This window comes from Sphingomonas sp., from assembly GCF_019746665.1.
GTDB lineage: Bacteria > Pseudomonadota > Alphaproteobacteria > Sphingomonadales > Sphingomonadaceae > Sphingomonas.
On the sequence record NZ_JAIERS010000017.1, the window covers coordinates 26,402 to 51,559 of the forward strand.

23 protein-coding genes and 1 pseudogene are annotated in these 25,158 nt (G+C 65.8%); 16 read left to right on the top strand and 8 right to left on the bottom strand.

Annotated elements, in window-relative coordinates:
* Nucleotides 1-2: 2 nt before the first annotated feature.
* Together K2X73_RS11295 and K2X73_RS11300 are read right to left on the bottom strand one after the other, a co-directional pair.
* Complete coding sequence (locus tag K2X73_RS11295; RefSeq protein WP_294110934.1) at nucleotides 3-782, bottom strand: arginyltransferase; 780 nt, start codon at nucleotides 780-782, stop codon at nucleotides 3-5.
* 391 nt (nucleotides 783-1,173) lie between these two features.
* Nucleotides 1,174-2,388 (bottom strand): threonine ammonia-lyase, encoded by a 1,215-nt coding sequence (locus tag K2X73_RS11300; RefSeq protein WP_294110936.1) that lies wholly within the window; start codon nucleotides 2,386-2,388, stop codon nucleotides 1,174-1,176.
* Between the two features lie 56 nt (nucleotides 2,389-2,444).
* On the opposite strand from K2X73_RS11300, the gene K2X73_RS11305 reads away from it, so the two are divergent.
* Together K2X73_RS11305 and K2X73_RS11310 are read left to right on the top strand one after the other, a co-directional pair.
* Nucleotides 2,445-3,308 carry an NAD(P)-dependent oxidoreductase gene (locus K2X73_RS11305; RefSeq protein WP_294110937.1) on the top strand — a complete coding sequence of 288 codons (864 nt, stop codon included), beginning with the start codon at nucleotides 2,445-2,447 and terminating at the stop codon, nucleotides 3,306-3,308.
* Nucleotides 3,305-4,960, top strand: coding sequence for an amidohydrolase family protein (locus tag K2X73_RS11310; protein WP_294110940.1), 1,656 nt, complete (start codon nucleotides 3,305-3,307; stop codon nucleotides 4,958-4,960). The genes K2X73_RS11305 and K2X73_RS11310 overlap by 4 nt, the downstream gene beginning before the upstream one ends.
* Nucleotides 4,961-4,988: 28 nt before the next feature.
* Here the strand turns inward: K2X73_RS11310 and K2X73_RS11315 are convergent, their stop codons facing one another.
* From K2X73_RS11315 to K2X73_RS11325, 4 genes and pseudogenes are all read right to left on the bottom strand, one after another.
* The gene (locus K2X73_RS11315) at nucleotides 4,989-5,861 is read right to left on the bottom strand and encodes a hypothetical protein (RefSeq protein ID WP_294110942.1); all 873 of its coding nucleotides are present in this window, start codon (nucleotides 5,859-5,861) and stop codon (nucleotides 4,989-4,991) included.
* 42 nt (nucleotides 5,862-5,903) lie between these two features.
* Nucleotides 5,904-5,969, bottom strand: a pseudogene (locus K2X73_RS15500) (SEC-C metal-binding domain-containing protein); the annotation flags it as partial.
* A gap of 29 nt (nucleotides 5,970-5,998) precedes the next feature.
* Nucleotides 5,999-6,907: an RcnB family protein gene (locus K2X73_RS11320; protein ID WP_294110944.1), complete on the bottom strand. Its 909-nt coding sequence runs from the start codon at nucleotides 6,905-6,907 to the stop codon at nucleotides 5,999-6,001.
* A gap of 146 nt (nucleotides 6,908-7,053) precedes the next feature.
* Nucleotides 7,054-7,533, bottom strand: a complete 480-nt coding sequence (locus K2X73_RS11325; protein ID WP_294110946.1) for a GAF domain-containing protein — start codon at nucleotides 7,531-7,533, stop codon at nucleotides 7,054-7,056.
* Nucleotides 7,534-7,647: 114 nt separating this feature from the next.
* Here K2X73_RS11325 and K2X73_RS11330 point away from each other — a divergent pair, with 114 nt between their 5' ends.
* From K2X73_RS11330 to K2X73_RS11395, 14 genes are all read left to right on the top strand, one after another.
* A complete protein-coding gene (locus tag K2X73_RS11330) occupies nucleotides 7,648-7,932 on the top strand; it encodes a helix-turn-helix transcriptional regulator (protein WP_294110948.1) in 285 nt (94 codons plus the stop codon).
* A complete protein-coding gene (locus tag K2X73_RS11335; protein WP_294110949.1) occupies nucleotides 7,929-8,450 on the top strand; it encodes a hypothetical protein in 522 nt (173 codons plus the stop codon). Before K2X73_RS11330 ends, K2X73_RS11335 begins: the two co-directional genes overlap by 4 nt.
* 97 nt (nucleotides 8,451-8,547) lie before the next feature.
* On the top strand, nucleotides 8,548-10,074 hold the full coding sequence (locus K2X73_RS11340) for an acyl-CoA carboxylase subunit beta (RefSeq protein ID WP_294110951.1): 1,527 nt from the start codon (nucleotides 8,548-8,550) through the stop codon (nucleotides 10,072-10,074).
* A 55-nt stretch (nucleotides 10,075-10,129) separates the two neighbouring features.
* Nucleotides 10,130-10,417 (top strand): hypothetical protein, encoded by a 288-nt coding sequence (locus K2X73_RS11345; RefSeq protein WP_294110953.1) that lies wholly within the window; start codon nucleotides 10,130-10,132, stop codon nucleotides 10,415-10,417.
* A gap of 35 nt (nucleotides 10,418-10,452) precedes the next feature.
* On the top strand, nucleotides 10,453-10,632 hold the full coding sequence (locus K2X73_RS11350) for a hypothetical protein (RefSeq protein ID WP_294110956.1): 180 nt from the start codon (nucleotides 10,453-10,455) through the stop codon (nucleotides 10,630-10,632).
* Entirely contained in the window at nucleotides 10,629-11,069 is a 441-nt protein-coding gene (gene mce / locus K2X73_RS11355) for a methylmalonyl-CoA epimerase (protein WP_294110958.1), read from the top strand. Before K2X73_RS11350 ends, mce begins: the two co-directional genes overlap by 4 nt.
* A 110-nt stretch (nucleotides 11,070-11,179) precedes the next feature.
* Nucleotides 11,180-11,965: an enoyl-CoA hydratase-related protein gene (locus K2X73_RS11360; protein WP_294110959.1), complete on the top strand. Its 786-nt coding sequence runs from the start codon at nucleotides 11,180-11,182 to the stop codon at nucleotides 11,963-11,965.
* A gap of 52 nt (nucleotides 11,966-12,017) precedes the next feature.
* On the top strand, nucleotides 12,018-14,195 hold the full coding sequence (scpA, locus tag K2X73_RS11365; protein WP_294110960.1) for a methylmalonyl-CoA mutase: 2,178 nt from the start codon (nucleotides 12,018-12,020) through the stop codon (nucleotides 14,193-14,195).
* Nucleotides 14,192-15,238, top strand: a complete 1,047-nt coding sequence (gene bioB, locus K2X73_RS11370; RefSeq protein ID WP_294110961.1) for a biotin synthase BioB — start codon at nucleotides 14,192-14,194, stop codon at nucleotides 15,236-15,238. Before scpA ends, bioB begins: the two co-directional genes overlap by 4 nt.
* Nucleotides 15,239-15,428: 190 nt before the next feature.
* Nucleotides 15,429-17,486 (top strand): acetyl/propionyl/methylcrotonyl-CoA carboxylase subunit alpha, encoded by a 2,058-nt coding sequence (locus tag K2X73_RS11375; protein WP_294110962.1) that lies wholly within the window; start codon nucleotides 15,429-15,431, stop codon nucleotides 17,484-17,486.
* 149 nt (nucleotides 17,487-17,635) lie between these two features.
* The gene (locus K2X73_RS11380) at nucleotides 17,636-19,120 is read left to right on the top strand and encodes an efflux transporter outer membrane subunit (protein WP_294110963.1); all 1,485 of its coding nucleotides are present in this window, start codon (nucleotides 17,636-17,638) and stop codon (nucleotides 19,118-19,120) included.
* Between the two features lie 7 nt (nucleotides 19,121-19,127).
* Entirely contained in the window at nucleotides 19,128-20,492 is a 1,365-nt protein-coding gene (locus K2X73_RS11385; protein ID WP_294110964.1) for an efflux RND transporter periplasmic adaptor subunit, read from the top strand.
* The gene (locus K2X73_RS11390; RefSeq protein WP_294110965.1) at nucleotides 20,482-21,177 is read left to right on the top strand and encodes an ABC transporter ATP-binding protein; all 696 of its coding nucleotides are present in this window, start codon (nucleotides 20,482-20,484) and stop codon (nucleotides 21,175-21,177) included. Before K2X73_RS11385 ends, K2X73_RS11390 begins: the two co-directional genes overlap by 11 nt.
* Nucleotides 21,177-22,385 (top strand): ABC transporter permease, encoded by a 1,209-nt coding sequence (locus K2X73_RS11395; RefSeq protein WP_294110966.1) that lies wholly within the window; start codon nucleotides 21,177-21,179, stop codon nucleotides 22,383-22,385. The genes K2X73_RS11390 and K2X73_RS11395 overlap by 1 nt, the downstream gene beginning before the upstream one ends.
* A gap of 6 nt (nucleotides 22,386-22,391) precedes the next feature.
* Here the strand turns inward: K2X73_RS11395 and K2X73_RS11400 are convergent, their stop codons facing one another.
* Both K2X73_RS11400 and K2X73_RS11405 read right to left on the bottom strand, forming a co-directional pair.
* The gene (locus K2X73_RS11400; RefSeq protein WP_294110968.1) at nucleotides 22,392-23,189 is read right to left on the bottom strand and encodes a glycosyltransferase family A protein; all 798 of its coding nucleotides are present in this window, start codon (nucleotides 23,187-23,189) and stop codon (nucleotides 22,392-22,394) included.
* Entirely contained in the window at nucleotides 23,186-25,045 is a 1,860-nt protein-coding gene (locus tag K2X73_RS11405) for a glycosyltransferase family 2 protein (RefSeq protein WP_294110969.1), read from the bottom strand. The genes K2X73_RS11400 and K2X73_RS11405 overlap by 4 nt, the downstream gene beginning before the upstream one ends.
* Nucleotides 25,046-25,158: the final 113 nt, after the last annotated feature.

Below are 25,158 nucleotides of genomic sequence, written 5' to 3' on the forward strand. Positions count from 1 at the left end.
CCTCAGCCGACGCGTTCGACCGCGCGGGGCTGCACCACCGGCAGGTCAGCGTCCGGCAGGCGGTGCCAGCCGGTCGGCCCCAGCGCCTCGATCGGGCGGTAGCGCGTCTTGTAGCTCATCCGCGCGCTGCCCTTCACCCAATAGCCGAGATAGACATAGGGCAGCCCGGCCATGCGGGCGCGGGCGATGTGATCGAGGATGATCAGATTGCCCAGCCCCGGCCGATCGGCGATATCGGCATCGAAGAAGCTGTAGATCATCGACAGCCCGTCCGCCTGCTGATCGGTGAGGCAGGCGCCGACCAGGCGCCCGCGCCGGCCGCGCGCGGCGGGCTCGCGATATTCGATCACGCTGCTGTTGACGGGGGACTGTTCGACCATGTCGGCATAGTCGCACTCGTCCATTCCGGCCATGCCACCGCCCGGATGGCGCGCGGCGAGGTAGCGGCGGAGCAGACCATATTGCTCATCGGTCGCCCAGGGGCGGCAGGCGCTCACTTCCAGGTCGGCATGGCGGCGCATCAGCTTGCGCTGGGTGGCGTTGGGCTCGAACGCGCTCGCGACGACGCGCACCGAGACGCAGGCGGCGCACCCCGCGCAGCTCGGGCGATAGGCGACCGACTGGCTGCGGCGGAAACCGATCCGGCTGAGCGCGTCGTTCAGCTCGGTCGCGTGCGGGCCGCTCAGTTCGGTGAACACTTTGCGCTCCAGCCGCCCCGGCAGATAGGGGCAGGGCGACGGGCTGGTGACGAAGAAGCGGGGGAAGCGGAAAGGGGCCGTCACGCGCCGATGGTCCTTGGGGTCCGGCCGCCCATCGACCGGTCGCGGACGACTATGGAAGAGCGGCGAGACGATGAAAAGCGACTTTACCAAGAAAGGTGGTTAACGGAAGCGGAGGGGGCCGCCGCGCGATGCCGCCGGCCGGATCATAGCATGTCGGGCGAGCGGGAGAATCCGCCGCCGCGCCTGCTTCGTCGCAAGGCCGAGTCATTTGGGCGCAGGCCAGTGCCCGTAGCGCCCCCGCCTTCGCCGGCGAAGGCCGGGGTCCAGTCACCGGCGGTGCGCTGATCGCGCGCGCCGCGCTGGCGCCGTGCGGGATGCTGGGCCCCGGCCTTCGCCGGGGAAGGCGGTCATGTCAGCGCTCGGGAAGGGGCTAAAGGATGGCCCCGTCCTCTCACCCCAGCTCCATCAGCTGCACGTCATAGCCCGCCGCGCGGATCGCGGTGATCAGCCGATCGAGATGCGCGCCGTCGCGCGTCTCGCATTCGATCTCGGTGATTAGCCCCTTGGCGGGCAGCGAGGTGAAGATGCGCTGGTGATACACCTCCATGATGTTCACTCGTTCGGCATCGAACACCCCGGCCAGCTTGAACAGCGCGCCCGGCTGGTCCTGCAGCCGGATTTTCAGCCGCGCGAGCCGGCCCGAGCGCGCCAGATCGCGCACCAGCACGTTGGCGAGCAGCCGGGTGTCGATATTGCCGCCGCACAGCACCAGCCCCACCTTGCGCCCGGCGAAGCGCCCGGGGTGCTGGAGCAACGCGGCAAGGCCCGCGGCGCCCGCGCCCTCGACCACGGTCTTTTCGATCTGCACCAGCAGCGACACCGCCTTTTCCAGGCTGCGTTCGGAGACGAGCACGATCTCGTCCACCAGCGCCTCGACGATCGCCGAGGTCACGCGCCCCGGCTCCTTCACCGCGATGCCCTCGGCCAGCGTGTCGCCGCCGCAGGGCAATTGGGTGTGCCGGGTGCGGTTGTACATCGAGGGGTAGAGCTCGGCCTCCACCCCCACCACGCCGATCGGGTGGCTCCACGCCCGCGCGACGGTCGCCATGCCGCTGATCAGCCCGCCGCCGCCGATCGGGGTGACGAACAGATCGATGTCGGGCGCGTCGTGCAGCATTTCGAGCGCGGTCGTCCCCGCGCCGGCGATGATCCGGGGATCGTCGAACGGATGGACGAAGGTGAGGCCCTGCGCCGCCTCCAGCCGCCGCGCCTCGGCATGGGCATCGTCAAAGGTTTCGCCGTGGAGCACCACGGTCGCGCCGTGCCCCTCGGTCTGCGTCACTTTCACGATCGGGGTGGTGCGCGGCATCACGATCGTCGCCGGGATGCCGAGCCGGTGGGCGTGATAGGCGAGGCCCTGGGCGTGGTTGCCCGCCGAGGCCGCGATCACGCCCGGGGTATCGGCGGGCAGCTGCAACAGCGTGTTGAGCGCGCCGCGCTCCTTGTAGGCGGCGATGAACTGGTGGTTCTCGAACTTCAGCCACACCTGCGCGCCGGTGATGTCCGACAGGGTGCGGCTGTAGAGCGTGGGGGTGTGGACGATCGCGTCCTTGATGCGATCATGCGCGGCGCGAACATCGTCGATCGAAACGGGGAGGCTGGTCATGGCGTGCGGGCCTAGACTATCTGGCGCGGCGGGGGAACGGGGGTTATGCCGCCGCCATGGCACGCATATCCTTTATCGGGCTGGGGGTGATGGGCGCCCCCATGGCCCGCCACCTCGCCGCCGCCGGGCACGGCGTCACCGTCTATAACCGCACGACCGCGAAGGCCGAGGCCTGGGTCGCGGCGCATGGCGGGCGCTGGGCGCCGACCCCGGCCGAGGCGGCGCAAGGGGCGGACGCGGTGTTCGCCTGTGTCGGCCGCGACGCCGACTTGGAGGAAGTGACGCTGGGGGCGGACGGTGCCTTCCAGACGCTGGGCGAAGGCGCGCTGTTCGTCGATCACACCACCGTCTCCGCCGCCATCGCCCGGCGGCTGGCGGCGGAAGGCGCCGCCAAGCATCTGCACGTGCTCGACGCGCCGGTTTCGGGCGGGCAGGCGGGCGCGGAGGCCGGCAAGCTCGCGATCATGTGCGGGGGCAGCGCGGAGGCCTTCGCCGCCGCCGAGCCGCTGATGCGGGCCTATGCCGCCCGCGCGGTGCATGTCGGGCCGGCGGGCGCGGGGCAGCAGGCGAAGATGGTCAACCAGATCGCCATCGCCGGGGTGCTCGGCGGCCTCTCCGAAGGGCTGCGCTTCGCCGAGCGCGCCGGGCTTGATCTCGACAAGGTGCTGGAGGCGATTTCTGGCGGCGCCGCGCAGAGCTGGCAGATGGTCAATCGCTGGCCCACCATGACGAAACGCGAGTTCGACTTCGGCTTCGCGATCGACTGGATGCGCAAGGATCTGGGGCTCGCGCTCGATGAGGCACGGGCGAATGGCGCGGCGCTGCCGGTCGCGGCGCTGGTCGATCAATTCTATGCGGAGGTGCAGGCGATGGGTGGGGGCAGGAACGATACCAGCGCGTTGATCCGGCGGCTGAAATGAAGCGCCTGTCCGCCGCTCTCGCCGCCGCCGCCGCGCTGCTGATCGCCGGCCCCGCCGCCGCCGACGCGCTGATCGACAATGTGAACGGGGTGACGCTCGACGACCGGGGCGCGCCCTTGCGCTTCACCGGCATCGTCATCACCCGCGAGGGGCGGGTGGTGAAGCTGCTCCAGCCGAACGAAAAGCGCCCCGACCGCCCCGATTGGCGCGCCGACCTGAAGGGCAAGACGGTGCTGCCCGGCTTCGTCGACGCGCACGGCCATCTGCTCGAACTCGGTTTCGGCGCGCTGACGCTTGACCTCGCCGACACCAAATCGCTCGACGAGGCGCTGGCGAAGATCGCCGCCTATGCCGCCGCCAATCCCGAGCGCAAATGGATCTTGGGGCGCGGCTGGAACCAGGAGGCATGGGGCCTCGGCCGCTTCCCGACCAGCGCCGATCTCGACAAGGCGGTGCGCGACCGGCCGGTGTGGCTGGAACGCGCCGACGGCCACGCCGCCTGGGCGAACAGCGCGGCGATGGCGGCCGCGGGGGTCGACGCCAAGACCGCCACCCCCGCCGGCGGCCGGATCGAAAAGGCGAACGGTGCCCCCTCGGGCGTGTTCGTCGATGCCGCCAAGGCGCTGGTCGAGCGTGCCGTCCCCAAGCCGCTGCCCAAGGAGCGCGCGCTGGCGCTGGAGAAGGCGCAGGTCGCTTTGCTCTCGGTCGGCGTCACCGCCACCGCCGACATGGGCACCACGCTCGACGATTGGCAGGCGCTGCGCCGCGCGGGCGATCTCGGCGCTTTGCGGGTGCGGGTGATGAGCTATGGCGCGGGGCTCGAGGATACGTTGCGCATCGGCGTCACCGGGCCGACGCCGTGGCTTTACGGCGGCAAGCTGAAGCTTGTCGGGGTGAAGCTCTATGCCGATGGCGCTTTGGGCTCGCGCGGGGCGTGGCTGAAGGCGCCTTACGCCGATGCCGCCGGCCAGCGCGGCGCGGGCTTCTATAGCGACGCGCAGCTCAAGAACCTGATGAGCCGCGCGGCGATGGACGGCTATCAGGTGGCGGTCCACGCGATCGGCGACGCCGCCAACGCGCAGGTGCTGAGCGCGATCGAGGATTTGGCGCAGACTTATACCGGCGACCGCCGCTGGCGGATCGAGCACGCGCAGATCGTCGATCCGGCGGACCTGCCGCGCTTCGGCAGGAACGGGGTGATCGCCTCGATGCAGCCGATCCACCAGCCGAGCGACCGGACGATGGCCGAGGCGCGGCTGGGGCCGGATCGCCTCGCGGGCGCCTATGCCTGGGCGACGATGCTGAAGGTCGGCGGCGCCCTAGCGTTCGGCACCGATTACCCGGTCGAGCGCCCCGATCCCTTCGCCGGCTGGGCCGCCGCGTTTACGAGGACCGACGCCGCGGGCGCCCCCTATGGCGGCTGGCAGCCGCAAGAGAAGCTGACGCGCGAAGCGGCCTGGGCGGCCTACACCTCGGGCGGCGCCTATGCGGGCTTCGCCGAGAAGGAGTTCGGCCGCCTGGCGCCGGGGATGTGGGCGGATTTCATTGTCGTAAGCGGCGGCGACCCGCTGCTCCTCTCGCCGAGCGAGCTGCGCGCGGTGAAGGTGGAGCAGAGCTGGGTGGGGGGTGTGATGGTTTGGGAGGGGCGGTAGGCTGCCGCTGGGTTCAGTTCCAAAATAACTACATCGGATATGAGCGCGCCGATCTTTTAATATCACAACGTCTAATGTTGCGATCGGTAAATGTTCGCGTTACCTCAGAAGCTATGTATTGCGATTTCATCAAAATTTCTCCCATTTCTCGTCGATTTGGTTGTGATCCTTGGTAACGACTCTCGACGAAATCAGGGAAAGAATCTAAAACTCGTAAGGCTCTATCCATGTCAAATGACGTTTCAAGAGATCCGAGATGTCTCGCCGCTTTCTTCAAGTTATGGCCAAATTCTCTTTTCAGTTCGTCAGCGGCGTGGGCGCGGACTGATAGGCCGGCCTTTAGGGCCAGCTCGGTGCCCAACAAAGCACTTTGTAAAGAGCCGCGGTAATCGGATCCACTGGTCGCAGTGGCTGCTGCCGACTCTAAATGGATGTGTGATCTGAAAATAAGCTCTTTGGATAAATCCGATACAGGTTGATAGTGGCCAAATTCCATTTGACCGTAGCCAAAATCAAAAAGATCAAACGCTTGATCCGTAAATCTTTTCATCGCGTTACTGTCTAATCCCATCCATCGTTTCTGATCATCAGAAAAATCTAGTAACTGCATCATATCTATAACCGGATTACCAAATGCGATTGGCACTCGGAAACGGGAAAATAAATCCCTAAACATAAAAAACCCTAGGTGAATTCCTCCGACGCTTTGATCAATCGGTCTAAAAAGTTTATTATTTGCGGCATGTATCCGTCTTACAATTTCAGGAGCGCGATCTCCTGTGATCGAAACGTCATCTAGGCCTAATTTTGAAAACATTCGTAAAATATTTTGAAAAGATCTCTGCTTTGGCTCCTCGCCAGCTGCTAATCCCTCGTTGTCGGAAACGATAGCTATGCTCAATAACTCGTCATCGGATGGCCTTATCAGGTGCTTGGATAAGGCCCCGCAACAATGTTTGTACTTTTGACGACTTCCACACGGACATCGGCTGTTCCGGGGCCGCTGCATTGCGTTAAATCACGCTCGATCGTCTTCCCCTACCGGCAGCACCCACACCCGCAAACCGGGCGATGCCACCGCTTCACCGGACGGCGCACCACCCGCTTGGCGCGGACGGTGCGATATTCGGTGACATACTCCGTCACCGTCCGCGTCTCGACGATCGGGGCGGCCTGGGTCACGGTGATCGTGGTCAGGGCACCTGGGGCGGTGGGGTAGAACTGGCCGTTCACCGTCACCCCGCTCGCATAGGCGCCCGCGCCATAGCTCTGCACATAGCCCTGCGGCGGCAGTTGGTGGATCACCGGCGGCGGCGCCTGATAGCTCACCGCCGGCGGGGCGATATACTGGCCCTGATAGGTCCCCTGCCAGCGCGCGCCATTGGCATAGCTGCCCGAATAGTCACCCGAATAGCCATAGGCGTTCCAGTCGAGCCCGCTCACACTGTCATACACCCGGCCGCTCGCGTCGATCAGCACCGCATCGTCATAATAGCGCGACCAGCTATAGCCGCGCGGGGGCACCGGCAGGCCATAGCCCTGCCAGTTGACGATCACGAAATCGGGCGCGGTCCAATAGCCGGGCAGGCGCGCGCCGCGCTCCATCCGGCGATAGCCGCGCCAGCCGCCGGGGGCTCGGGTGCCGGCTTCCCAACGGCCGGCTTGCCAGCGCTGCTGCTGCCAGCCGCCGCCCGCGCTCTGCCAACCCTGCACGGGCGCGGACGGCAGCGCGCGGGGCTGCCCGGGAAAGGCTTGGGGCGGCGCGAGCAGGGCTTGGGGCTGCGCCGGCAAGACCTGGGACGGCGCGGGAAGGGCCGGGAGCGGCGCTTGCGCCAGCGGTCCGTTGGCCGGCGGCACCGGATAGGGAGCGCCGATTCGCTGCGCCTCGGCGGGGCCGGCGATCAGGGCGAAAGTGGCCAGGATCGTCGCAATCTTGCGGGCTTGCATCGTTAACGCCTCCCTGTTGGCCGCCCGCATGAACGAGCGACCCGGCAAATGGTTGATCCAACGTTACCAATTTCGCCGGTTTTCCGCCAGTTGGGGCGCTTCGGCAGCGCTTGTGCCGAATTGGGGCAGGGGGCGCCTGGCGGGGGTTAGACCCGTCCTGCCAGCAGCGCCGCGATCGCCTCTACCCCCGCCGCGTCCTCGGCATCGAAGCGGTTGGGGCGGGGGGAGTCGAGGTCGATCACCCCCACCACCGCGTCCCCACGCACGATCGGCACCACCAGCTCCGAGGCACTATCGGCATCGCAGGCGATATGTCCTGGAAAATCATGGACATCCGCCACGATCTGCGTCGCGCGCGTCGCCGCCGCCGTGCCGCACACGCCTTGCCCCAGCGCGATGCGGATGCACGCCGCCTTGCCCTGGAACGGCCCCAGCACGAGCTCGCCCTCGACCACCCGGTAGAAGCCCGCCCAGTTCAGCTCGGGCAGATATTGCCACAAGAGCGCCGCGACATTGGCCATATTGGCGACGGCGTCGCGCTCATCGGCGGTGATCGCGTCGATCGCGCCCAGCAGGTCGCGGTAGAGCGCGGGTTTATCGGCGGCGTCGATTTCGAAGGCGTACATGGTGGGCGATGTAGGCGCGCGGCCGCGCTTTGGCGAGAGGGGCGGCACTCGCCCTTCAATCTCACAAGCACAATTAACTGTTGTGTATACACGACAGATCGCTAGATAAGGGCAATGTTCAATCGACTCGCCTTGATGCGGAGCGATCGCGGGATCAGCCGCCGCCGGCTCGCCGAACTGGTCGGGGTGAACCCGCAGACGATCGGCTATCTGGAGCGCGGCGATTACAAGCCCAGTCTAGAACTGGCGTTGAAGATCGCGGCCGTGTTCCGAGTGCCGGTGGAAATGCTGTTCTCGCTCAAGCCCTTCCCATCGGTGGCGGTCGTGCTGCGAGAGGCGGAAGGCTGGGCGCCGAGCAACATCGAGGAGACGGACTTGCCAAAGAGGGTAAAGCGATGAGCGGTAACGCGCTACTGACCCTGCTCGATCGATCGGTTCGCTGGACAGGCATTCCGGCGGCTACTGCCGGTCCGCCGCACCGCCGGCCGCGGCGCATTTTCTCGACGCTGGCGCTCGCGCTCGCCTTCGCCGGGTTCGTCGTTTTCGCGATCATGCTGGTGATCGAGGAGCAGCCGGCGCGCTGGCTCGCCTATGGCGTCTTGATCGTCGGGACGACGGGTTGCCTAGTCCAGCCGGCGGTTGGGCCGCTGAAGCCGTTCGTCGCGATGGAGCAGGCTGACGAGTTTGATCGATCGCTGCGATCGCGGTCCTATCTGGCGGCCTTCGTGGTGTTGATGGCGATGGCGATCATCGGGCTCGTCACCATCGTGATCGTATCGGTGCTGCCCGGCGCGACCCTCGATCAAGTGCGATGGCTGTCTTTGGGCCTCCTGCAGCTATTGCCCGCCATCGGCGCTGGCGTTCCAAGCTGCTATGCCAGCTGGGTCCAGCCCCGGCCCGAGCCCGAAGAGGATTAATCCTACTGCACTCATCGCTATTGCCCCGAGGCGCGGCAACCTTGCGTGCTGGGCCAAATTGGCGAAAGGAGGCGCTCTTGTCAGCGAAGGAGCCGCCATGTCGTCCACCATCGAACAGCTGGAAGCCAAACGCGCCGCCGCGCGGCTCGGCGGCGGGCAGAAGCGCATCGACGCGCAGCACGCCAAGGGCAAGCTCACCGCGCGTGAGCGGCTGGAGGTGCTGCTCGATGCCGGCTCGTTCGAGGAGCTCGATATGTATGTCGAGCATAATTGCACCGATTTCGGGATGCCCGAGCAGGTGATCCCTGGTGACGGCGTCGTCACTGGATCGGGCACGATCAACGGCCGGCTGGTGTTCGTGTTCAGCCAGGATTTCACCGTGTTCGGCGGTTCGCTCTCGGAACGGCACGCACAGAAAATCTGCAAGATCATGGACATGGCGATGAAAGTCGGCGCGCCGGTGATCGGGCTGAACGATTCGGGCGGCGCCCGCATCCAGGAGGGTGTGGCCTCGCTCGGTGGCTATGCCGAGGTGTTCCAGCGCAACGTGCTCGCCTCGGGCGTGGTGCCGCAGCTCTCGCTGATCCTGGGGCCGTGCGCAGGCGGCGCGGTCTATTCGCCGGCGATGACCGACTTCATCTTCATGGTGAAGGACTCGAGCTACATGTTCGTCACCGGCCCCGACGTGGTGAAAACGGTGACCAACGAGGTCGTCACCCAGGAGGAACTGGGCGGCGCGGTGACGCATACGACCAAGTCGGGCGTAGCCGATGTCGCGTTCGACAACGACATCGAAGCTTTGCTCGCCGCGCGCGATTTCTTCGACTTCTTGCCGCTGTCCAACCGCGAGGAGGTGCCCGAGCGGCCGAGCGCCGACCCTTGGGACCGGATTGAGGACAGCCTCGACACTTTGGTGCCGGCGAGCGCCAACCAACCCTACGACATGCACGAGCTGATCCGCAAAGTGCTGGACGAGGGCGATTTCTTCGAGCTGCAGCCGGCGCATGCGGGCAATATCCTGATCGGGTTCGGCCGGATCGAGGGGCGCACGGTGGGGGTCGTCGCCAATCAGCCGATGGTGCTCGCGGGCTGTCTCGACATCAATGCGTCCAAGAAAGCCGGGCGCTTCGTGCGCTTCTGCGACGCGTTCGATATTCCGATCGTCACCTTCGTCGACGTGCCGGGCTTCCTGCCGGGGACGGCGCAGGAGCATTCGGGGATCATCAAGCACGGTGCCAAGCTGCTGTTCGCCTATGCCGAGGCGACGGTGCCCAAGATCACGGTGATCACCCGCAAGGCCTATGGTGGGGCCTATGACGTGATGGCTTCCAAGCACTTACGCGGCGACCTTAACTATGCCTGGCCGACCGCCGAGATCGCGGTGATGGGCGCGAAGGGCGCGGTCGAGATCATCTTCCGTGGCAAGACACCCGAGGAAATCGGTGAGAAAACCGCCGAATATGAGGCGCGCTTTGCTAATCCATTCGTGGCGGCCAGCAAGGGCTTCATCGACGAGGTGATCATGCCGCACTCGACGCGGCGACGGATCGCGCTGGGCCTACGCAAGCTAAGGGGCAAGGCGCTGGAGAACCCGTGGAAGAAGCATGATAACATTCCGCTGTAGAGCGCGTTGTCACGGGGCGCTGCAAAGCTTATAATGTCATTATAAGGAGCAGCCGATGCAGACCGAACGGGTGACCTTCCTGACGAGCCCCGATCACAAGGCGGCGCTCGATGCGTTCGCGCGGGCGAGCGGCATTTCGGTCGGCCATATGCTTCGCGAGGCGTCGAGCCAATATATGGCTGAAGCCCCGCTGGGCGACGAGGCTGACCTTGCGCTGCTGATCGCCGAACTCAACGACGCTGTGCCGCAGATGCGCGCTGATATTCGCGCGGCGGTGGCTGCGATCGAAATGGCGAATGCCCGGGTCGACGCCCTTCTCGCGGCAGATAAGCCGGCCTCGTGAGCGGTCTTGGTGACGCCCTCAAGGCGGTACAAACGGTGCTGCTGTTGAGGGAAGAGGTGAGGCTGCTCAAGGAAGCCTCGCAAGCGCAGAGCGCCCGGCTGACCCAGCTAGCCGAGGCTCATGCGTCGCTGCGCGACAGAGTGTCGCGGCTCGAAGGCTTTATCGAAGGCGCCGCCGCTGCCGCGCGCGCCCAGCAGCCAAGGATCGAAGGATGAAACTCGGCCGCCTCAACCATATCGGCGTTGCGACGCCCTCGATCGCGGGCAGCATTGCCTTCTACCGCGACGTGATGGGCGCGACGCACATCCGCGAACCCTTCGACCTGCCCGAGCAAGGCGTGAAAGTCTGCTTCATCGACACTCCCGCCGCCGATGGCGCGGCGACCGGCACGCAGATCGAGCTGATCGAGCCGCTCCCCGGCAACACCTCGATCGCAGCTTTCCTCGAAAAAAACCCGCAAGGCGGGCAGCATCACCTCTGTTACGAAGTGCCCGATATTTACGCGGCCAAGGCGTGGTTCGAAGGGCAGGGCAAGCGCGTGCTCGGCGAACCGCGACTCGGCGCGCATGGCACGCCGATCTTCTTCGTCCATCCGCGGGATATGGGGGGCGTGCTCACCGAGATCATGGAAACCCCCAAGGCCGGGCATTGATTTCCGTAGCGTCGAGCACTGCCATACCCAATATTCTAAACAAGGCCATGAATGTTGCTTGAAAGCCAATTTCAGCGCATACTCTCAGCCGTAACGACAGGAGCGGGTGGATGACGTTCGAGACGATCCGGGCCGAGCGGCAGGGCGATGTACTGGTGGTCACGCTGAACCGGCCGGAGCGCCTGAACGCAGCCCCACCGGCGATGTTCGCGGAGATCGGCGCCGCGCTCGACGCGCGCGAGGGGGCGCGGGCGGTGCTGATCACTGGCGAGGGCCGCGCCTTCTGCTCCGGAGCTGACCTTGCGGGCCGCGACCAAGCGGCGAGCCAGAGTCCGGCCAAGCGCGCGGGCGACGCGCTGCGCTCGGGCTATAATCCGCTGATGCTCAAGCTCGCGCGGCTGCCGGTGCCGATCGTCTCCGCGGTGAACGGCGCGGCGGCGGGCATTGGCTGCAGCCTGGCACTTGCCGCCGACTTCTGCGTGGCGGGCGAGAGTGGCTATTTTCTGCAGGCGTTCGTCAATATCGGTCTCGTCCCCGATGGCGGCGCCTCGTGGATGCTCGCGCGGCTGGTCGGCAAGGCGCGCGCGACCGAGATGATGCTGCTCGGCGAGCGGATCTACGGCCCGCGCGCTGCCGACTGGGGGCTGATCCACAAATGCGTGCCTGATGCTGAGTTGATGCCCACGGCTATGGCGCTTGCCGAGCGGCTGGCGGCAGGGCCGACGGTCGCGCTCGGGCTGATGCGTCAGGGCTTGGCGGCCGCTTTGGAAAGCGATTACGCCAGCGCGCTCGACGGCGAGGCCGAGCGGCAGATGCAGGCTGGCGCGACCGCCGACGCGGTGGAGGGAGCGGTCGCGTTCCTCCAGAAGCGCAAGCCGGCGTTCAAGGGGGCTTGAGCCGCCCCCAACCCGCTTCCCTTTGCCGCCAAAGCCGTTAGGGAAGCGGCGCATGAGCACGCCGGATCACCCCAAGCGCGCCGATTGGGAAGCGCTCGCCGCCCGCGAGGTGAAGGGCGCCCCGCTCGGCTGGACCAGCCCCGAAGGCATTGCCGTCAAGCCGCTCTACACCACCGAGGACGCGGGCGATCCCGGCCTGCCGGGCTTTGCGCCCTTCACCCGCGGCGTGCGCGCGACAATGTATGCCGGGCGGCCCTGGACGATCCGCCAATATGCGGGCTTTTCCACCGCCGAGGCGTCGAACGCCTTCTACCGCCGCAATCTGGCCGCCGGGCAAAAGGGCCTGAGCGTCGCCTTCGATCTGGCGACACATCGCGGCTATGACAGCGATCACCCGCGCGTTGTCGGCGATGTCGGCAAAGCGGGGGTGGCGATCGACACCGTCGAGGATATGAAAATCCTGTTCGACGGGATTCCGCTCGATCAGATGTCGGTCTCGATGACGATGAACGGCGCGGTGATCCCGGTGCTCGCCTTCTTCATCGTCGCCGCCGAGGAGCAGGGCGTGCCGCAGGCCAAGCTCGACGGCACGATCCAGAACGACATTCTGAAGGAGTTCATGGTCCGCAACACTTATATCTATCCGCCTGAACCTTCGATGCGGATCGTCGCGGACATTATCGAATATACCTCTGCCCATATGCCCAAGTTCAATTCGATCTCGATCTCGGGCTATCACATGCATGAGGCCGGGGCGACGGCGGTGCAGGAACTCGCTTTCACGATCGCTGATGGCCGCGAATATGTGCAGCGGGCGATGGCGCGTGGGCTGGATATCGATGCTTTTGCCGGGCGCCTGTCGTTCTTCTTCGGCATCGGCATGAATTTCTTCATGGAAGTCGCCAAGCTGCGCGCGGCGCGCACGCTCTGGTGGCGGGTGATGGACGGGCTGGGCGCCAAGGATGAGCGCTCCAAGATGCTGCGCACCCATTGCCAGACCTCGGGCGTGTCGCTGCAAGAGCAGGACCCGTATAACAATGTGATCCGCACCACGCTGGAGGCGTTGGCGGCGGTGCTGGGGGGCACCCAGTCGCTCCACACCAATGCGCTCGACGAGGCGATTGCGCTCCCCACCGATTTTTCGGCGCGGATCGCGCGCAATACGCAGATCGTGCTCGCCGAGGAAACCGGGATCACCAAGGTCGTCGATCCCCTGGGCGGCAGCTATTATGTCGAGGCGCTGACCGAGGCGCTGGTGAGCCGCGCCTGGGCGCTGATCGAGCGGATCGAGGCCGAGGGCGGGATGGCGCGCGCGGTCGACGCCGGCTGGCCCAAGGCGATGATCGAAGAAGCCGCCGCCGCCAAGGCCGCGCGGATCGATCGCGGCGAGGAAGTGATTGTCGGCGTCAACAAATACCGTCCTGCGGAGGACGCACCGATCGACATTCTCGACGTTGATAACCACGCGGTGCGCGAAGCGCAGATCGCGCGGATCAAGGCGGTGAAGGCGGCGCGCGATGAGGCACGGTGCCTGGCGGCGCTGGAAGCGCTGCGCGCCGGCGCGCGACTAGCTCCATCCCCTTCAGGGGAGGAGGCTATGTCGAACCTCCTCGGCCTTGCGATCGAGGCGGCTCGCGCGCGCGCGACGCTGGGCGAGATCAGCGCCGCGCTGGAGGATGTGTTCGGCCGCCACGCCACCCGCCCGACGCCGGTGAGCGGCATCTATGGCGGTGCTTATGGCGATGATGCGCGCTGGGCCGCGCTCACCGATGGCGTCGCCGCCACCGAGCGCCGGCTGGGGCACAAGCCGCGGATGCTCGTCGCCAAAATGGGGCAGGACGGGCATGATCGCGGCGCCAATTTGGTGAGCAGCATGTTCGGCGATCTGGGGTTCGAGGTGGTCGCCGGCCCCTTGTTCCAGACGCCCGCCGAAGCCGCGGCGCTGGCGATCGAACGGCAGGTCGATGTCGTCGGCGCCTCGTCGCTCGCCGCTGGGCACAAGACGCTGATCCCCGAATTGATCGCCGAACTTGCCGCTGCCGGGCGCGCCGATATCAAGGTAGTCGCGGGCGGCGTGATCCCGCCGCAGGACTATGAGTTTCTGCGCGACGCCGGGGTACAAGCGATCTTCGGCCCCGGCACCAATCTGATCCACGCGGCGGGCGAAGTGCTGCGGCTGCTTGGCCACAACATGCCGCCGGTCGAGGCGGTGGAGGACATTTCCGCATGACTGCCATCGACACCCTGTCGCCCGCGATCGCGCCTGCTGCGCCGTCTGCCGGTATCCGCACCGATTGGACCCGCGCCGAGATCGCCGCACTGTTCGACCTGCCCTTCACCGAGCTCGTCTTCCGCGCGGCGGAAGTCCACCGCGCACATCACGCAGCCGGCGAGGTGCAGCTCTGCCGGCTGCTCTCGATTAAGACCGGCGGCTGCCCGGAGGATTGCGGTTATTGCAGCCAGTCCGCGCATCACGACACCGGCCTGAAGGCCGAAAAGCTGATGGAAGTGGAAGCCGTGCTCGCCCGTGCGCGTGAGGCGAAAGCGGCGGGCTCGCAGCGCTTCTGCATGGGGGCGGCGTGGCGCAACCCCAAGGACCGCGATATCGACGCGTTGTGCGCGATGGTCGAAGGCGTGAAGGCGCTGGGCCTGGAAACCTGCATGACGCTCGGTATGCTGAGCGGCGATCAGGCGCAGCGGCTGAAAGCGGCTGGGCTCGATTATTACAACCATAATCTCGATACCTCGCCCGAACATTATGGCGATATCGTCTCAACCCGGACTTATGAGGACCGGCTGGAGACGCTCGCCCATGTCCGCGCCGCCGGCATGGCGGTATGCTGCGGCGGTATCGTCAACATCGGCGACACCCGCGAGGACCGGGTGGGGCTGATCCACGCGCTCGCCACGTTGCCGCGCCACCCGGAGAGCGTGCCGATCAACGATCTGATGCCGGTGCCGGGCACGCCGCTGGGCGACATGCTCGCCGAAACCCCGCTCGCCAAGGTGGACGAGATTGAGTTCGTCCGCATGATCGCGGTCGCCCGCATCACCATGCCGATGAGCATGGTGCGCCTCTCCGCCGGCCGCGAGCATATGAGCGATGCGACCCAGGCTTTGTGCTTCCTCGCGGGCGCGAACTCGATCTTCACCGGCGACACGCTGCTCACCACCGCCAACCCCGGCGACAATAAGGACGCAGCGCTCTTCGCCAAGCTGGGACTGAAAGCGATGGAAGGTGAAGAGCCGATGCGGGTGATGGCAGCGGCGTGAAGCTCGTCCGGACTTGGCTGCTCTTTTGGTTGGGTGCCGCAGTCGTCGCGGTCGCGTCATGTTTGACGAGCAACTCTGCCGGACCGACAGGCACACCAACCGATATCAAGCCGGCGCATGAAGTGCTTGCGGGCGGCGCTGCTGTCTATCTTCTTGGGCTAATTCAATTTCGTCGTCGAAAGAGGGGCTAATGTTCACCAAAATCCTCATCGCCAATCGCGGCGAAATCGCCTGTCGGGTGATCCGCACCGCGCGACGGATGGGCATCAAGACGGTCGCCGTTTACTCCGACGCCGATGCGCGCAGCCCGCATGTGCTGCTGGCGGACGAGGCGGTGCGGCTGGGGCCGGCGCCCGCGAGCGAAAGCTATCTGAAGGCCGAGCTGATCCTGCTCGCCGCCAAGGAGACGGGCGCCGATTGCATCCACCCCGGCTATGGCTTCCTCTCCGAGCGTGAGAGCTTCGCCAAGGCGTGCGCCGAGGCCGGGATCGCCTTTGTCGGCCCGCCGCCGAACGCGATCGCGGCGATGGGCGACAAGATCGAATCGAAGAAGCTCGCCAAGGCGGCGGGGGTGAATGTCGTCCCCGGCTATCTGGGTGAGATCGCCGATACCGAGGAAGCGGTGCGGATCGCCGCCGAGATCGGCTTTCCGGTGATGATGAAGGCGAGCGCGGGCGGCGGCGGCAAGGGGATGCGGCTCGCCTATAGCGAGAAAGATGTCCGCGAGGGGTTCGAGGCGACCAAGCGCGAAGGGCTCGCCAGCTTCGGCGATGACCGGGTGTTCATCGAGAAATTCATCGAACAGCCGCGCCATATCGAAATCCAGGTGCTGGGCGATCAGCACGGCAACATCGTCTATCTCGGCGAGCGCGAATGTTCGGTCCAGCGGCGCCACCAGAAGGTGGTCGAGGAAGCGCCGTCGCCATTCGTGACGCCCGAGATGCGCCGGGCGATGGGCGATCAAGCGGTCGCTCTCGCCCGGGCGGTGGGCTATTACAGTGCGGGCACGGTCGAGCTGATCGTCTCGGGCGCCGACACTAGCGGGCAGGGCTTTTACTTTCTGGAGATGAACACGCGTCTGCAAGTGGAACATCCGGTCACCGAGGCGGTGACGGGGCTCGATCTGGTCGAGCAGATGATCCGCGTGGCGGCGGGCGAGAAGCTGGGCTTCACCCAGAAGGACGTGCGGCTGAACGGCTGGGCAATCGAGAACCGGGTGTACGCCGAAGACCCGTATCGTGGGTTCTTGCCGAGCATCGGCCGGCTGGTGCGTTACGGCGCGCCTGAGCAGAACGCGCCAGACTATCCCGAGGAGCCATTCGTTGCCGCGTCGTCTGCCGCAGATGGCGCCTATGTCCGCGTCGATGACGGTGTTGCAGAGGGCGGCGAAGTCAGCCGCTTTTATGATCCGATGATCGCCAAGCTGATCACGTGGGCGCCGACGCGCGAGCAAGCGATCGACGCGCAGATCGCCGCTATCGACGAATTCGAGATCGATGGGCCGGGCCATAATCTCGATTTCCTCTCAGCGCTGATGCAGCATCCGCGCTTCCGCGAAGGCCAGTTGACCACGGGCTTCATCGCCGAGGAATATCCGGACGGCTTTCACGGCGCCCCCGCGAGCGCTGGGCTCACCCGCGCACTCGCCGCGATCGCTGCCTTCGTTGCGACCGCCGAGGCCGACCGCGCGCGGCGGATCGATGGGCAGCTCGGCAAGCGGCTGCTCCCGCCCGCGGATTGGGTGGTACGGATTGCCGGTGCCGATCACGCGGTTGAACTTGCCGAGGACGAGATCGCGGTCGATGGCACGCTGCTCGACATGGACGTGGCTTACACCCCGGGTGACCGCTTGATAGAGGCGACGCTCTACGCCGAGGATGGCGAGACACCCGCCGAGCGGCTGGTGGTGAAGCTTGCTCGCGTACGCGCAGGTTATAAACTTACGACGCGGGGTGCCAGCCATGTCGCGCGGGTGCTGCCGGCGCACGTCGCGCCCTATGCCGAGCATCTAATCGAGAAAGTGCCGCCCGATCTCAGCCGCTTTCTGCTTTGCCCGATGCCGGGGCTGCTCACCCAGCTGCATGTGAAGCCCGGTGACCGGGTCGAGATCGGTCAGCCGCTCGCCGTGGTCGAGGCGATGAAGATGGAAAACATCCTGCGGGCCGAAAAGGCAGGGCAAGTAAAGGCGCTGCAGGCGCAACCCGGGGACAGTTTGGCGGTCGACGCAGTCATCTTGGAGATTGAGTGATTGTCCGCCGCTGTCAGCCGTGAAAGCTGTGGATAATCGTTACTGGCATGAAAAATTGCGCCTTTCGCGGCGATCGTAACGCTTTATAGCCTCCCTCGAACAAGTCGCGACAAATCGCGACAAGAACGGGGTTGCGGGGAGCGTATTGCATGAGTCACACAGTCGGCATGGTCCGAAGCTGGTTGGCTTGTGCCGCGCTCTTCCCGCTCGCCGCGTGCGCGGTGGGTCCGAACTATCGAAAGCCCGTGCCGGCGACGCTTGGTGTGCCTGCCGCGTTCACGACGCCCGCGCCCGAGGGCGCCCGGCCCGATCTGACGCGCTGGTGGACGAGCTTCGGTGATCCCCAACTCGAGGCGATCGTTGACATCGCGCTCAAGAATAATCTCGACATCGCCCAGGCCGTCTCGCGGCTGCGCCAGGCGCGCGAGGCGCTGATCCAGCAGCGCGCCGGGCTGTTCCCGACGATCCAGGCGACCGGCAGCTATTCGCGCCAGATCAATGTTCGCGGCCAAACCTTTGGCCAGATCACCAACGCCGGTATCGTCAACGAGAACTACGCGCTCGGCGGTGATGCTTCCTATACATTGGACGTTTTCGGCGGCGTACGGCGCGGGATCGAGGCGGCGCGCGGCAGCTATCAAGCGAGCGGCTATAACCTCGCGCAGGTACAGGCGACGGTCGCGAGCGAGGTCGTGCGCAACTATATTCTGGCTCGTGCGGCGCAGGCCAGCGCCGAGATCGCGCGCGGTTCGCTGCGAGTGCAGGACGAAAATCTGGAGATAGCCGGCTTCCGCGTTCAGGCGGGGCTGGTGTCATCGCTCGATGCCGAGCAGATCCGGGCGCAACGCGCGCAGACCGCGACGCAGGTGCCAAGCTTCGACCAGAGTTTCGAACAGGCTGCCAACCGGCTCGGCGTGCTCACCGGCCAGGCGCCGGGGGCGTTACGCGCCGAGCTGGTGGCGACCAAGCCGATCCCGCAAGGGCCGGGGGCGGTGCCGGTCGGCTTGCCAGCCGATCTGTTGCGGATGCGCCCAGATGTGCAGGCGGCCGAGCGCAACCTAGCGTCGGCGACCGCACAGATCGGCGTCGCGAAGGCGCAATTGCTGCCGCAGCTGACGCTGAATGCCGGGATCAACACCAATGCCCGCAGCTTCGAGCAGCTGACCGACATCATCACCGGTCGCATTTTCGGCCAAATCGCGCAGACGATTTTCGACGCTGGGCGCAATCGTGCGGTGGTACGCTCGAACCGCGCGGCCGCCGAGCAGGCGTTTGGCGCGTACAAGGCGGCGGTGCTGACCGCGCTCGAAGATGTCGAGAACGCGCTCACCGCGTTGCGTACCGCTCAAGCCCGCCGCGCCGAATTCGCGGTGGCGGCGGAGGCGTCGAATAACGCCGCGATCCTGGCGCGTAGCCAGTATCGCGCGGGGTTGACAGACATCACCACGCTTAACACCGCGGAAGCATCGCTGCTGTCGGCGCAATCGGGCCTGGCGCAGGCCAGAGCCGATGAGGCGCAGGCGCTGCGCCAACTTTATCTGGCGCTGGGCGGCGGTTGGGATGCCAACGCCCCGGCGCCGACCGCTCAACCCCTGAAACATGGCGACGGCCAACCGCCGCGCCCTGCCGAGTGAGACGATAATGGCTGATCAAAGCGCTGACCTCGACGCCTTTTTGGGGGTGAAGCCCGTGCCTGCCTGGCGCCGCTGGCTTAAATGGGGGCTGATCGCGCTCGGCGTGGTGCTGCTCGCGCTTCTTGGTATGCGGTTGCTGCGCCCTGCCGAAAAGACGCAGTACCAGACGGAAACCGTGGCACCAGGCGAGCTTACCGTCACGGTTTCGGCGACCGGCAAGCTCGCGCCGACCAACCAAGTTGATGTCGGTTCGGAAGTGTCGGGCCTTGTCGCCAAGGTGCTAGTCGACGTGAATGACCGGGTGGCCAAGGGGCAACCAATCGCGCTGATCGATCCCTCGCGCTTCCGTGACGCGGTTAACCAGACCCAGGCGCAGCTCGCCGCGAATATCGCGACAGTCGCGCAGGCGCGCGCCACGCTCGCGCAATCGAGCGCGCAGCTGCAGCGGCTGGAGGAAGTGAACAAAGCGTCTGGTGGCCGCGTGCCGTCCAAGACGGAAATGGACCAGGCAATCGCCGATCGCAACCGCGCGGTCGCTAATCTGCGCGCGGCGGAGGCCAATGTTTCCCAGGCCCGCGCCGGGCTCTCGTCCAATGAATATAATCTGGTGCGCGCGGTGATCCGCTCGCCGGTGAATGGTGTCGTGCTCGCGCGGCAGGTGGAGCCGGGGCAGACCGTCGCGGCCTCGTTCAACACGCCGACGCTGTTCGTGATCGCCGAGGATCTGACGCGGATGAAGCTGGAGGTCGCGATCGATGAAGCCGATGTCGGCGAGGTGCAGGCGGGACAGAGGGCGCGCTTCACCGTCGATGCTTTCCCTGGTGAGACCTTCCCGGCGACGATCACCCGTGTCGATCTGGGCTCGAACCTGTCGGCGCAATCGAGCACCAGCACGACCAGCACCAGCAGCACGGGCAATCAGGTGGTGAGCTATAACGCGGTGTTGGCGGTCGATAATCCCAAACTGCGGCTGCGCCCGGGAATGACCGCGACCGCCGATATCACCACCACCCAGAAGAACAACGTGCTGCTCGTTCCCAATGCGGCTTTGCGCTTCCGCCCGGGCGAGGGCAGCGGCGCCGGCGGCGGCGGCGGTATCGCCAGCGCGCTCGGCCCGCCGCGCTTCCGTCGCGGCGATCAGCCGCGCGGCGCGACGCTCAACCGTGGGGCGACGCAGAGCGTCTATGTCCAGCAGGCCGATGGCAACCTGAAGGAAGTGGAGGTCACCACCGGCAACACCAATGGCACCGTTACCGAAGTCCTCGGCGGTGGGCTGAAGGCAGGGATGAAGGTCGTGACGGCGCAACTCGCGGCGGGCGCCAACCGACAGGGCGGCGTGGCGAAGGCGGGCGGGGCTGGCGGTGGCCGCTGATCCGCTGATCCGGCTGCGGGGGGTCGCCAAGACCTATGGCCAGGGCGCGACCGCGTTCCAAGCGTTGAAGGGAGTCGATCTCGAGATCGCCAAGGGTGATTTCGTCGCGGTGATGGGCCCTTCGGGCTCGGGCAAATCGACGACGATGAACATCCTGGGCTGTCTCGACGTACCGAGCACCGGCGAATTCCTGTTCCGCGGTGTCCATGTCGAGCATCTCGATCGCGATGAGCGCGCGTTGCTGCGGCGCAGATATCTCGGCTTCGTATTCCAGGGGTTCAACCTGCTCGCACGCACAACCGCGCTCGAAAATGTCGAGCTGCCGTTGCTTTATCGCGGTGATCCAGCGCATGAGCGACGTGCGACCGCGCTTGCGGCGCTGGACAAGGTGGGTCTGAAGCCTTGGTGGGACCATACCCCGGCCGAGCTTTCGGGAGGCCAACAGCAGCGTGTCGCGATCGCCCGGGCGATCGTCACTAACCCGGATGTACTGCTGGCCGACGAACCCACCGGCAATCTCGATTCCGAACGATCGATCGAGATCATGCAGCTCTTGACCGACCTCAACCGTACGAGCGGCATCACCGTGCTGATGGTGACGCACGAGCCCGACATGGCGGCGTTCGCCAACACGATCGTCCATTTCAAGGACGGACTGGTTGAGCGGATCGAGCGGAGGCACTGATGTTCTGGACCACGCTCACTCTCGCGCTGCGCTCGATCGCGCGCCACAAATTGCGCTCGTTCCTGACAACGCTCGGCATCATCATCGGCGTCGCGGCGGTCGTGACGATGGTGACGCTCGGCAAGGCGACGACCAAGGCGGTGCAGGCATCGATCTCCTCGCTCGGCAACAACATCCTCCAAGTGCGCCCTGGCCAGGGCTTCGGCCGCGGCGGCGGCGGGCCGCGTCCAGCCGATTTCAAGATCGAGGACGTGGACGCGATCCGCAAACAGATCGCTGGTGTCCGCGTGGTGGCGGAAGAAGCGCAAACCACCGGCACCGCCATCTATGAGGGTGCCAACTGGTCAACCACCATCAATGGCACTACCAACGACTTTTTCCGGGTAAATCCCTGGCCGCTCGCCGCGGGTCGCGAGTTCAGCGACATCGAGGTGAAGGCCGGCAAATCGGTTTGCATTCTTGGCAATACCGTCAAGAAGAACCTTTATCGCGACAAAGACCCGGTGGGGACGCGGATGCGCATCGCCGGGATCAGCTGCGATGTGATCGGCGTGCTGATCGGGAAGGGGCAGGCGGGCTTTGGCGCCGACCAGGACGATTTGGTGGTAATGCCTATCAAGGCGGTTCAGCGCCGCCTGACGGGCAATCGCGACATTCGCGTGATGCTGGTCGGGGTCGATGACGATTACTCAACCGCTCAGGTGCAAGCCTCGATCACCGCGCTGCTGCGCGAAAGGCGCAACATCACCGCCGGCAAGGACGACGACTTCTTCATCTTTGACACGACGCAAATCCAGCAGACGCTGACCCAATCGACGACGTTGCTCACCGGCATTGTTTCCGCCGTGGCGGCGATCAGCCTGGTGGTAGGCGGGATCGGCATCATGAACATCATGCTCGTCTCGGTGACCGAGCGCACGCGGGAAATCGGCATCCGCCTCGCGATCGGCGCCGTCGCGCGCGAGGTGTTGATGCAGTTCCTGGTCGAAGCGGTCGCCCTCTCGTGCCTGGGCGGCGTCGTCGGGCTGGTGCTCGCGCAGTTGGTCGTGGTGGTGCTGCTGCCGGTGCTCAAGGTCGAATATCTATTCGATGCTCAGATCAATGTGGTCGCGTTCGTGATCGCGGCGGTGATCGGTGTCGTGTTCGGCTATTTTCCGGCCCGCCGCGCGGCGAGCCTCAATCCGATCGACGCGCTGCGCCACGAATAGCAGGCACTACGCCAGCACCAGCCGATGCGGCACATCGAACGCGCGATCGGGAACCGTGGTCGCCAGCTCCAGGTGATAGGCGCCCGAGGGGATCAGGCCGGCGCCGCCGAAGCGCGCCATCACCCGCTGCTGCGCGAAGACGTCTTCCCCGGCGTGCGCAGCGGGCAGATCGCGCCAGAAATCGAACCCCCCGCAGGCCAGCAGCTTCGCGCGGTCATACAGCACGCAGCCGCCGATCCAGGCGATTTTGTAGAGCCGTGCGGCCGCCGGTGTGGGGGCCAAGCGCTGCTGAACGTGCCAGAGGTTGGCGGCATTGTGCAGCCGGTGGCGATCCCAGCCTGATCCATCCGGTGCGATCCGCTCGGGTCGAGGCGGTTCATCCCACAACTCGATCGCCTGCTGGCAGGGCCGAACATCGTGCCGATGGCTGAGCCCAATGACCGCGCTGCCGACAAAGCCGCAGCCGGCCCTTGACAGCTGGTCACCGAGCAGCGCGAGCAGCCAGGGCTCGCTGATCACATCGTCGTCGAGGAACAGCAGCTGATCGGCGCGCGCGTGATCGAGCAGGAACTGGCGCTGATGCGCCAAACCCCGACGCGGGAGGTTGCGATGGAATTCGACCACCACTCCTTTGGCGCGCAGCAGCAGCACGATCGCGCCGATTTCGGGGACGTCGGTGACCGGAGCGTCGCTCTGATCGCTGATGATGATCCGCTTCGGCAGCCGGGTTTGAAAAGCGAGCGCGGTGAGCGTCACGGCAAGCGCGGTCGGCCGCTGATAAGTCGGGATCAGCACCTCGATCATTCGGCGGCGACCGTAACTCGCGCAGCGCGCGCCCGGATCGCGGCGCGGAGCAGGGCGACCAGCGCATCGGCCTGAGCGTCGAAGGTGAAGTCACGCCGCTGCGCCCAGACATTGCCGCGTACCGCATCGACCGCGCGCCGGTCGCGTAACTGCCCGGCGAGGCCGGCCATATCCTGGAAAAAGAAGCCTAATCCCCGCTCGCGCGCGAGGGTCTGGGTAGCGACGATGTGTCCGCTATTGTCTCGCTGCAGCATTGGCAGCCCGCACACCCCAAGCGTCGCCATCCGCGCGGGTAGGTTCAGATCGTCCCAATCGGCGCGACGCAGGTCGCCTTGGTTCTTCGACTGAAAGAAGTGCAGCCACCCGGCATGGTAGCGTGAGAATTCCTCGACCCATTGCTCCTGGTGGACGGTCGAATGGATGTGGAGGAAGCGTCCGGCGAGGCTTTGGGTTCGCGCAATCCAGGCGCGCCACATATCGTGGATGAAATCGCCGTAGACATGGAGATGCACCCCGTTCGCGGCGAGTTCGGCCACGGTTTCGGGGTGGAGCCCGATCGGCCGCCCGGGGACAACGGTGTGAATCTCTCCGTCGGCATCGGAGAGGCGCGGGGTGGGCGCTTCCCGCAGCACATCGGCTTTCGGCAGGTCGCCGTCGAGCACCAGTTCGGGCGCCCCGCCGCCGGCCAGGCGCGGGTCGGCGAGCGCGAACCAGTCGCGCATCTCGGCGCTTGAATAGACTCGGCCGTCCGCCTCCAGATAAAGGTCGAGCAGCCTAGGCCAGAGGCCCTTTTCTATGGCGATGAACGGGCCTTCCTTGAAATGCCAGACGAAGGGCCCCCCCGGATTGTCGCGGAGAATCCGGTGGGCGAAGGCTATGGTTTGCCAGTTGAGCAGCGCGTAGATCACGTCCGGCCGCACCCGGCGAAGTGCGTTCTGCCAGTCATCCGCCGGCAGATCCTCGACATGGCCGAAGGGCTGCGGGCCAACCCAGTTGAACCAGCAGGGCGTGTCGGTCCAAAGGCCGAACAGCGTGTTGCCGCGCTCGGCGAGCGCGAGCACCCGCTCGGGATTATAGGCGAGTTCCCCGACGAGCAGGATTTTAAGCCCATCCTTGGCGCGGGGATAGCTTGTCGCACGGAAGGGAGCGAAGCGCGCGCGCTCATCAATGGCCAGCCCGGTGGTGCTGCGGAAGTTAAGTGGCTCGCGGACGCGATAGCGTTGGCGATATGGGTTCACGCCACCATCAGGGCTGCGGATCGCCTTATGGCGCTGCAGCGGGTGATCGACCCACTCGGCGGTAATCTGCCCGCTTTCCACGGGCGGCCCGAATTGATCCCAGAACATCGCATCGAGATCATCGGTGGTAAGCTCTGCGCGCTCCACCCAGCGTTCAGGACCGGCGCGGTGGAGTGCCTGGACGAGCTGGATCGGCTCGCCCTCAATGCGCCCCGGAGCCAGTTTACTGTAATGGTGACGCAAGCCGCTCACTGCCAGTCGTGCGTGCGGAGCGGCCTCAAGTGCGCCGATCAGGCTTGTCAGGTGGCCGCCGAAATAGTGGTCGTCGCTTGGAAGGTAGGCGATGAGGTCACCCTGTGCCGCGCGCAACCCTGTGTTGAGCGCGGCGCCCAGGCCAAGGTTACCCGGATGGCGGATGAGCTTCAGCCGCGACTCAGTCCGCGCCCAGGCGGCGAGTAACGCCGGAGTCTCGTCGGTCGAGCCGTCATCTACCGCGATCGCTTCCCAATCGCTGAAATCCTGCGCGACGAGGCTCGAGAGCGCTCGGGGCAGGAACGCCGCCTGATCATAGCTTGGTACGATCACCGAAAGGCGCGGGCGGTACGGTTCGTCGGCCATGGATCGTTCCCGTTGCTGAGGCGAAAACGTCCGAAGCAGGCAAAGGGTGCCGTTTTGTCCGCGTGGATATGCCACTGCTTTGCCGGCGAGAGCCGGGGATCGGCGTCACGTCT

Bases quoted from the DNA above. Each gene is read 5' to 3' on its own strand.
- K2X73_RS11325 (WP_294110946.1), bottom strand. From the start codon at position 7,533: ATGTACGCCTTCGAAATCGACGCCGCCGATAAACCCGCGCTCTACCGC.
- K2X73_RS11400 (WP_294110968.1), bottom strand. From the start codon at position 23,189: ATGATCGAGGTGCTGATCCCGACTTATCAGCGGCCGACCGCGCTTGCC.
- K2X73_RS11345 (WP_294110953.1), top strand. From the start codon at position 10,130: ATGCAGACCGAACGGGTGACCTTCCTGACGAGCCCCGATCACAAGGCG.
- scpA (WP_294110960.1), top strand. From the start codon at position 12,018: ATGAGCACGCCGGATCACCCCAAGCGCGCCGATTGGGAAGCGCTCGCC.
- K2X73_RS11335 (WP_294110949.1), top strand. From the start codon at position 7,929: ATGAGCGGTAACGCGCTACTGACCCTGCTCGATCGATCGGTTCGCTGG.
- K2X73_RS11300 (WP_294110936.1), bottom strand. From the start codon at position 2,388: ATGACCAGCCTCCCCGTTTCGATCGACGATGTTCGCGCCGCGCATGAT.
- K2X73_RS11375 (WP_294110962.1), top strand. From the start codon at position 15,429: ATGTTCACCAAAATCCTCATCGCCAATCGCGGCGAAATCGCCTGTCGG.
- K2X73_RS11330 (WP_294110948.1), top strand. From the start codon at position 7,648: ATGTTCAATCGACTCGCCTTGATGCGGAGCGATCGCGGGATCAGCCGC.
- K2X73_RS11320 (WP_294110944.1), bottom strand. From the start codon at position 6,907: ATGCAAGCCCGCAAGATTGCGACGATCCTGGCCACTTTCGCCCTGATC.
- K2X73_RS11405 (WP_294110969.1), bottom strand. From the start codon at position 25,045: ATGGCCGACGAACCGTACCGCCCGCGCCTTTCGGTGATCGTACCAAGC.
- K2X73_RS11340 (WP_294110951.1), top strand. From the start codon at position 8,548: ATGTCGTCCACCATCGAACAGCTGGAAGCCAAACGCGCCGCCGCGCGG.
- K2X73_RS11395 (WP_294110966.1), top strand. From the start codon at position 21,177: ATGTTCTGGACCACGCTCACTCTCGCGCTGCGCTCGATCGCGCGCCAC.
- K2X73_RS11380 (WP_294110963.1), top strand. From the start codon at position 17,636: ATGAGTCACACAGTCGGCATGGTCCGAAGCTGGTTGGCTTGTGCCGCG.
- K2X73_RS11385 (WP_294110964.1), top strand. From the start codon at position 19,128: ATGGCTGATCAAAGCGCTGACCTCGACGCCTTTTTGGGGGTGAAGCCC.
- mce (WP_294110958.1), top strand. From the start codon at position 10,629: ATGAAACTCGGCCGCCTCAACCATATCGGCGTTGCGACGCCCTCGATC.
- K2X73_RS11360 (WP_294110959.1), top strand. From the start codon at position 11,180: ATGACGTTCGAGACGATCCGGGCCGAGCGGCAGGGCGATGTACTGGTG.
- bioB (WP_294110961.1), top strand. From the start codon at position 14,192: ATGACTGCCATCGACACCCTGTCGCCCGCGATCGCGCCTGCTGCGCCG.
- K2X73_RS11310 (WP_294110940.1), top strand. From the start codon at position 3,305: ATGAAGCGCCTGTCCGCCGCTCTCGCCGCCGCCGCCGCGCTGCTGATC.
- K2X73_RS11305 (WP_294110937.1), top strand. From the start codon at position 2,445: ATGGCACGCATATCCTTTATCGGGCTGGGGGTGATGGGCGCCCCCATG.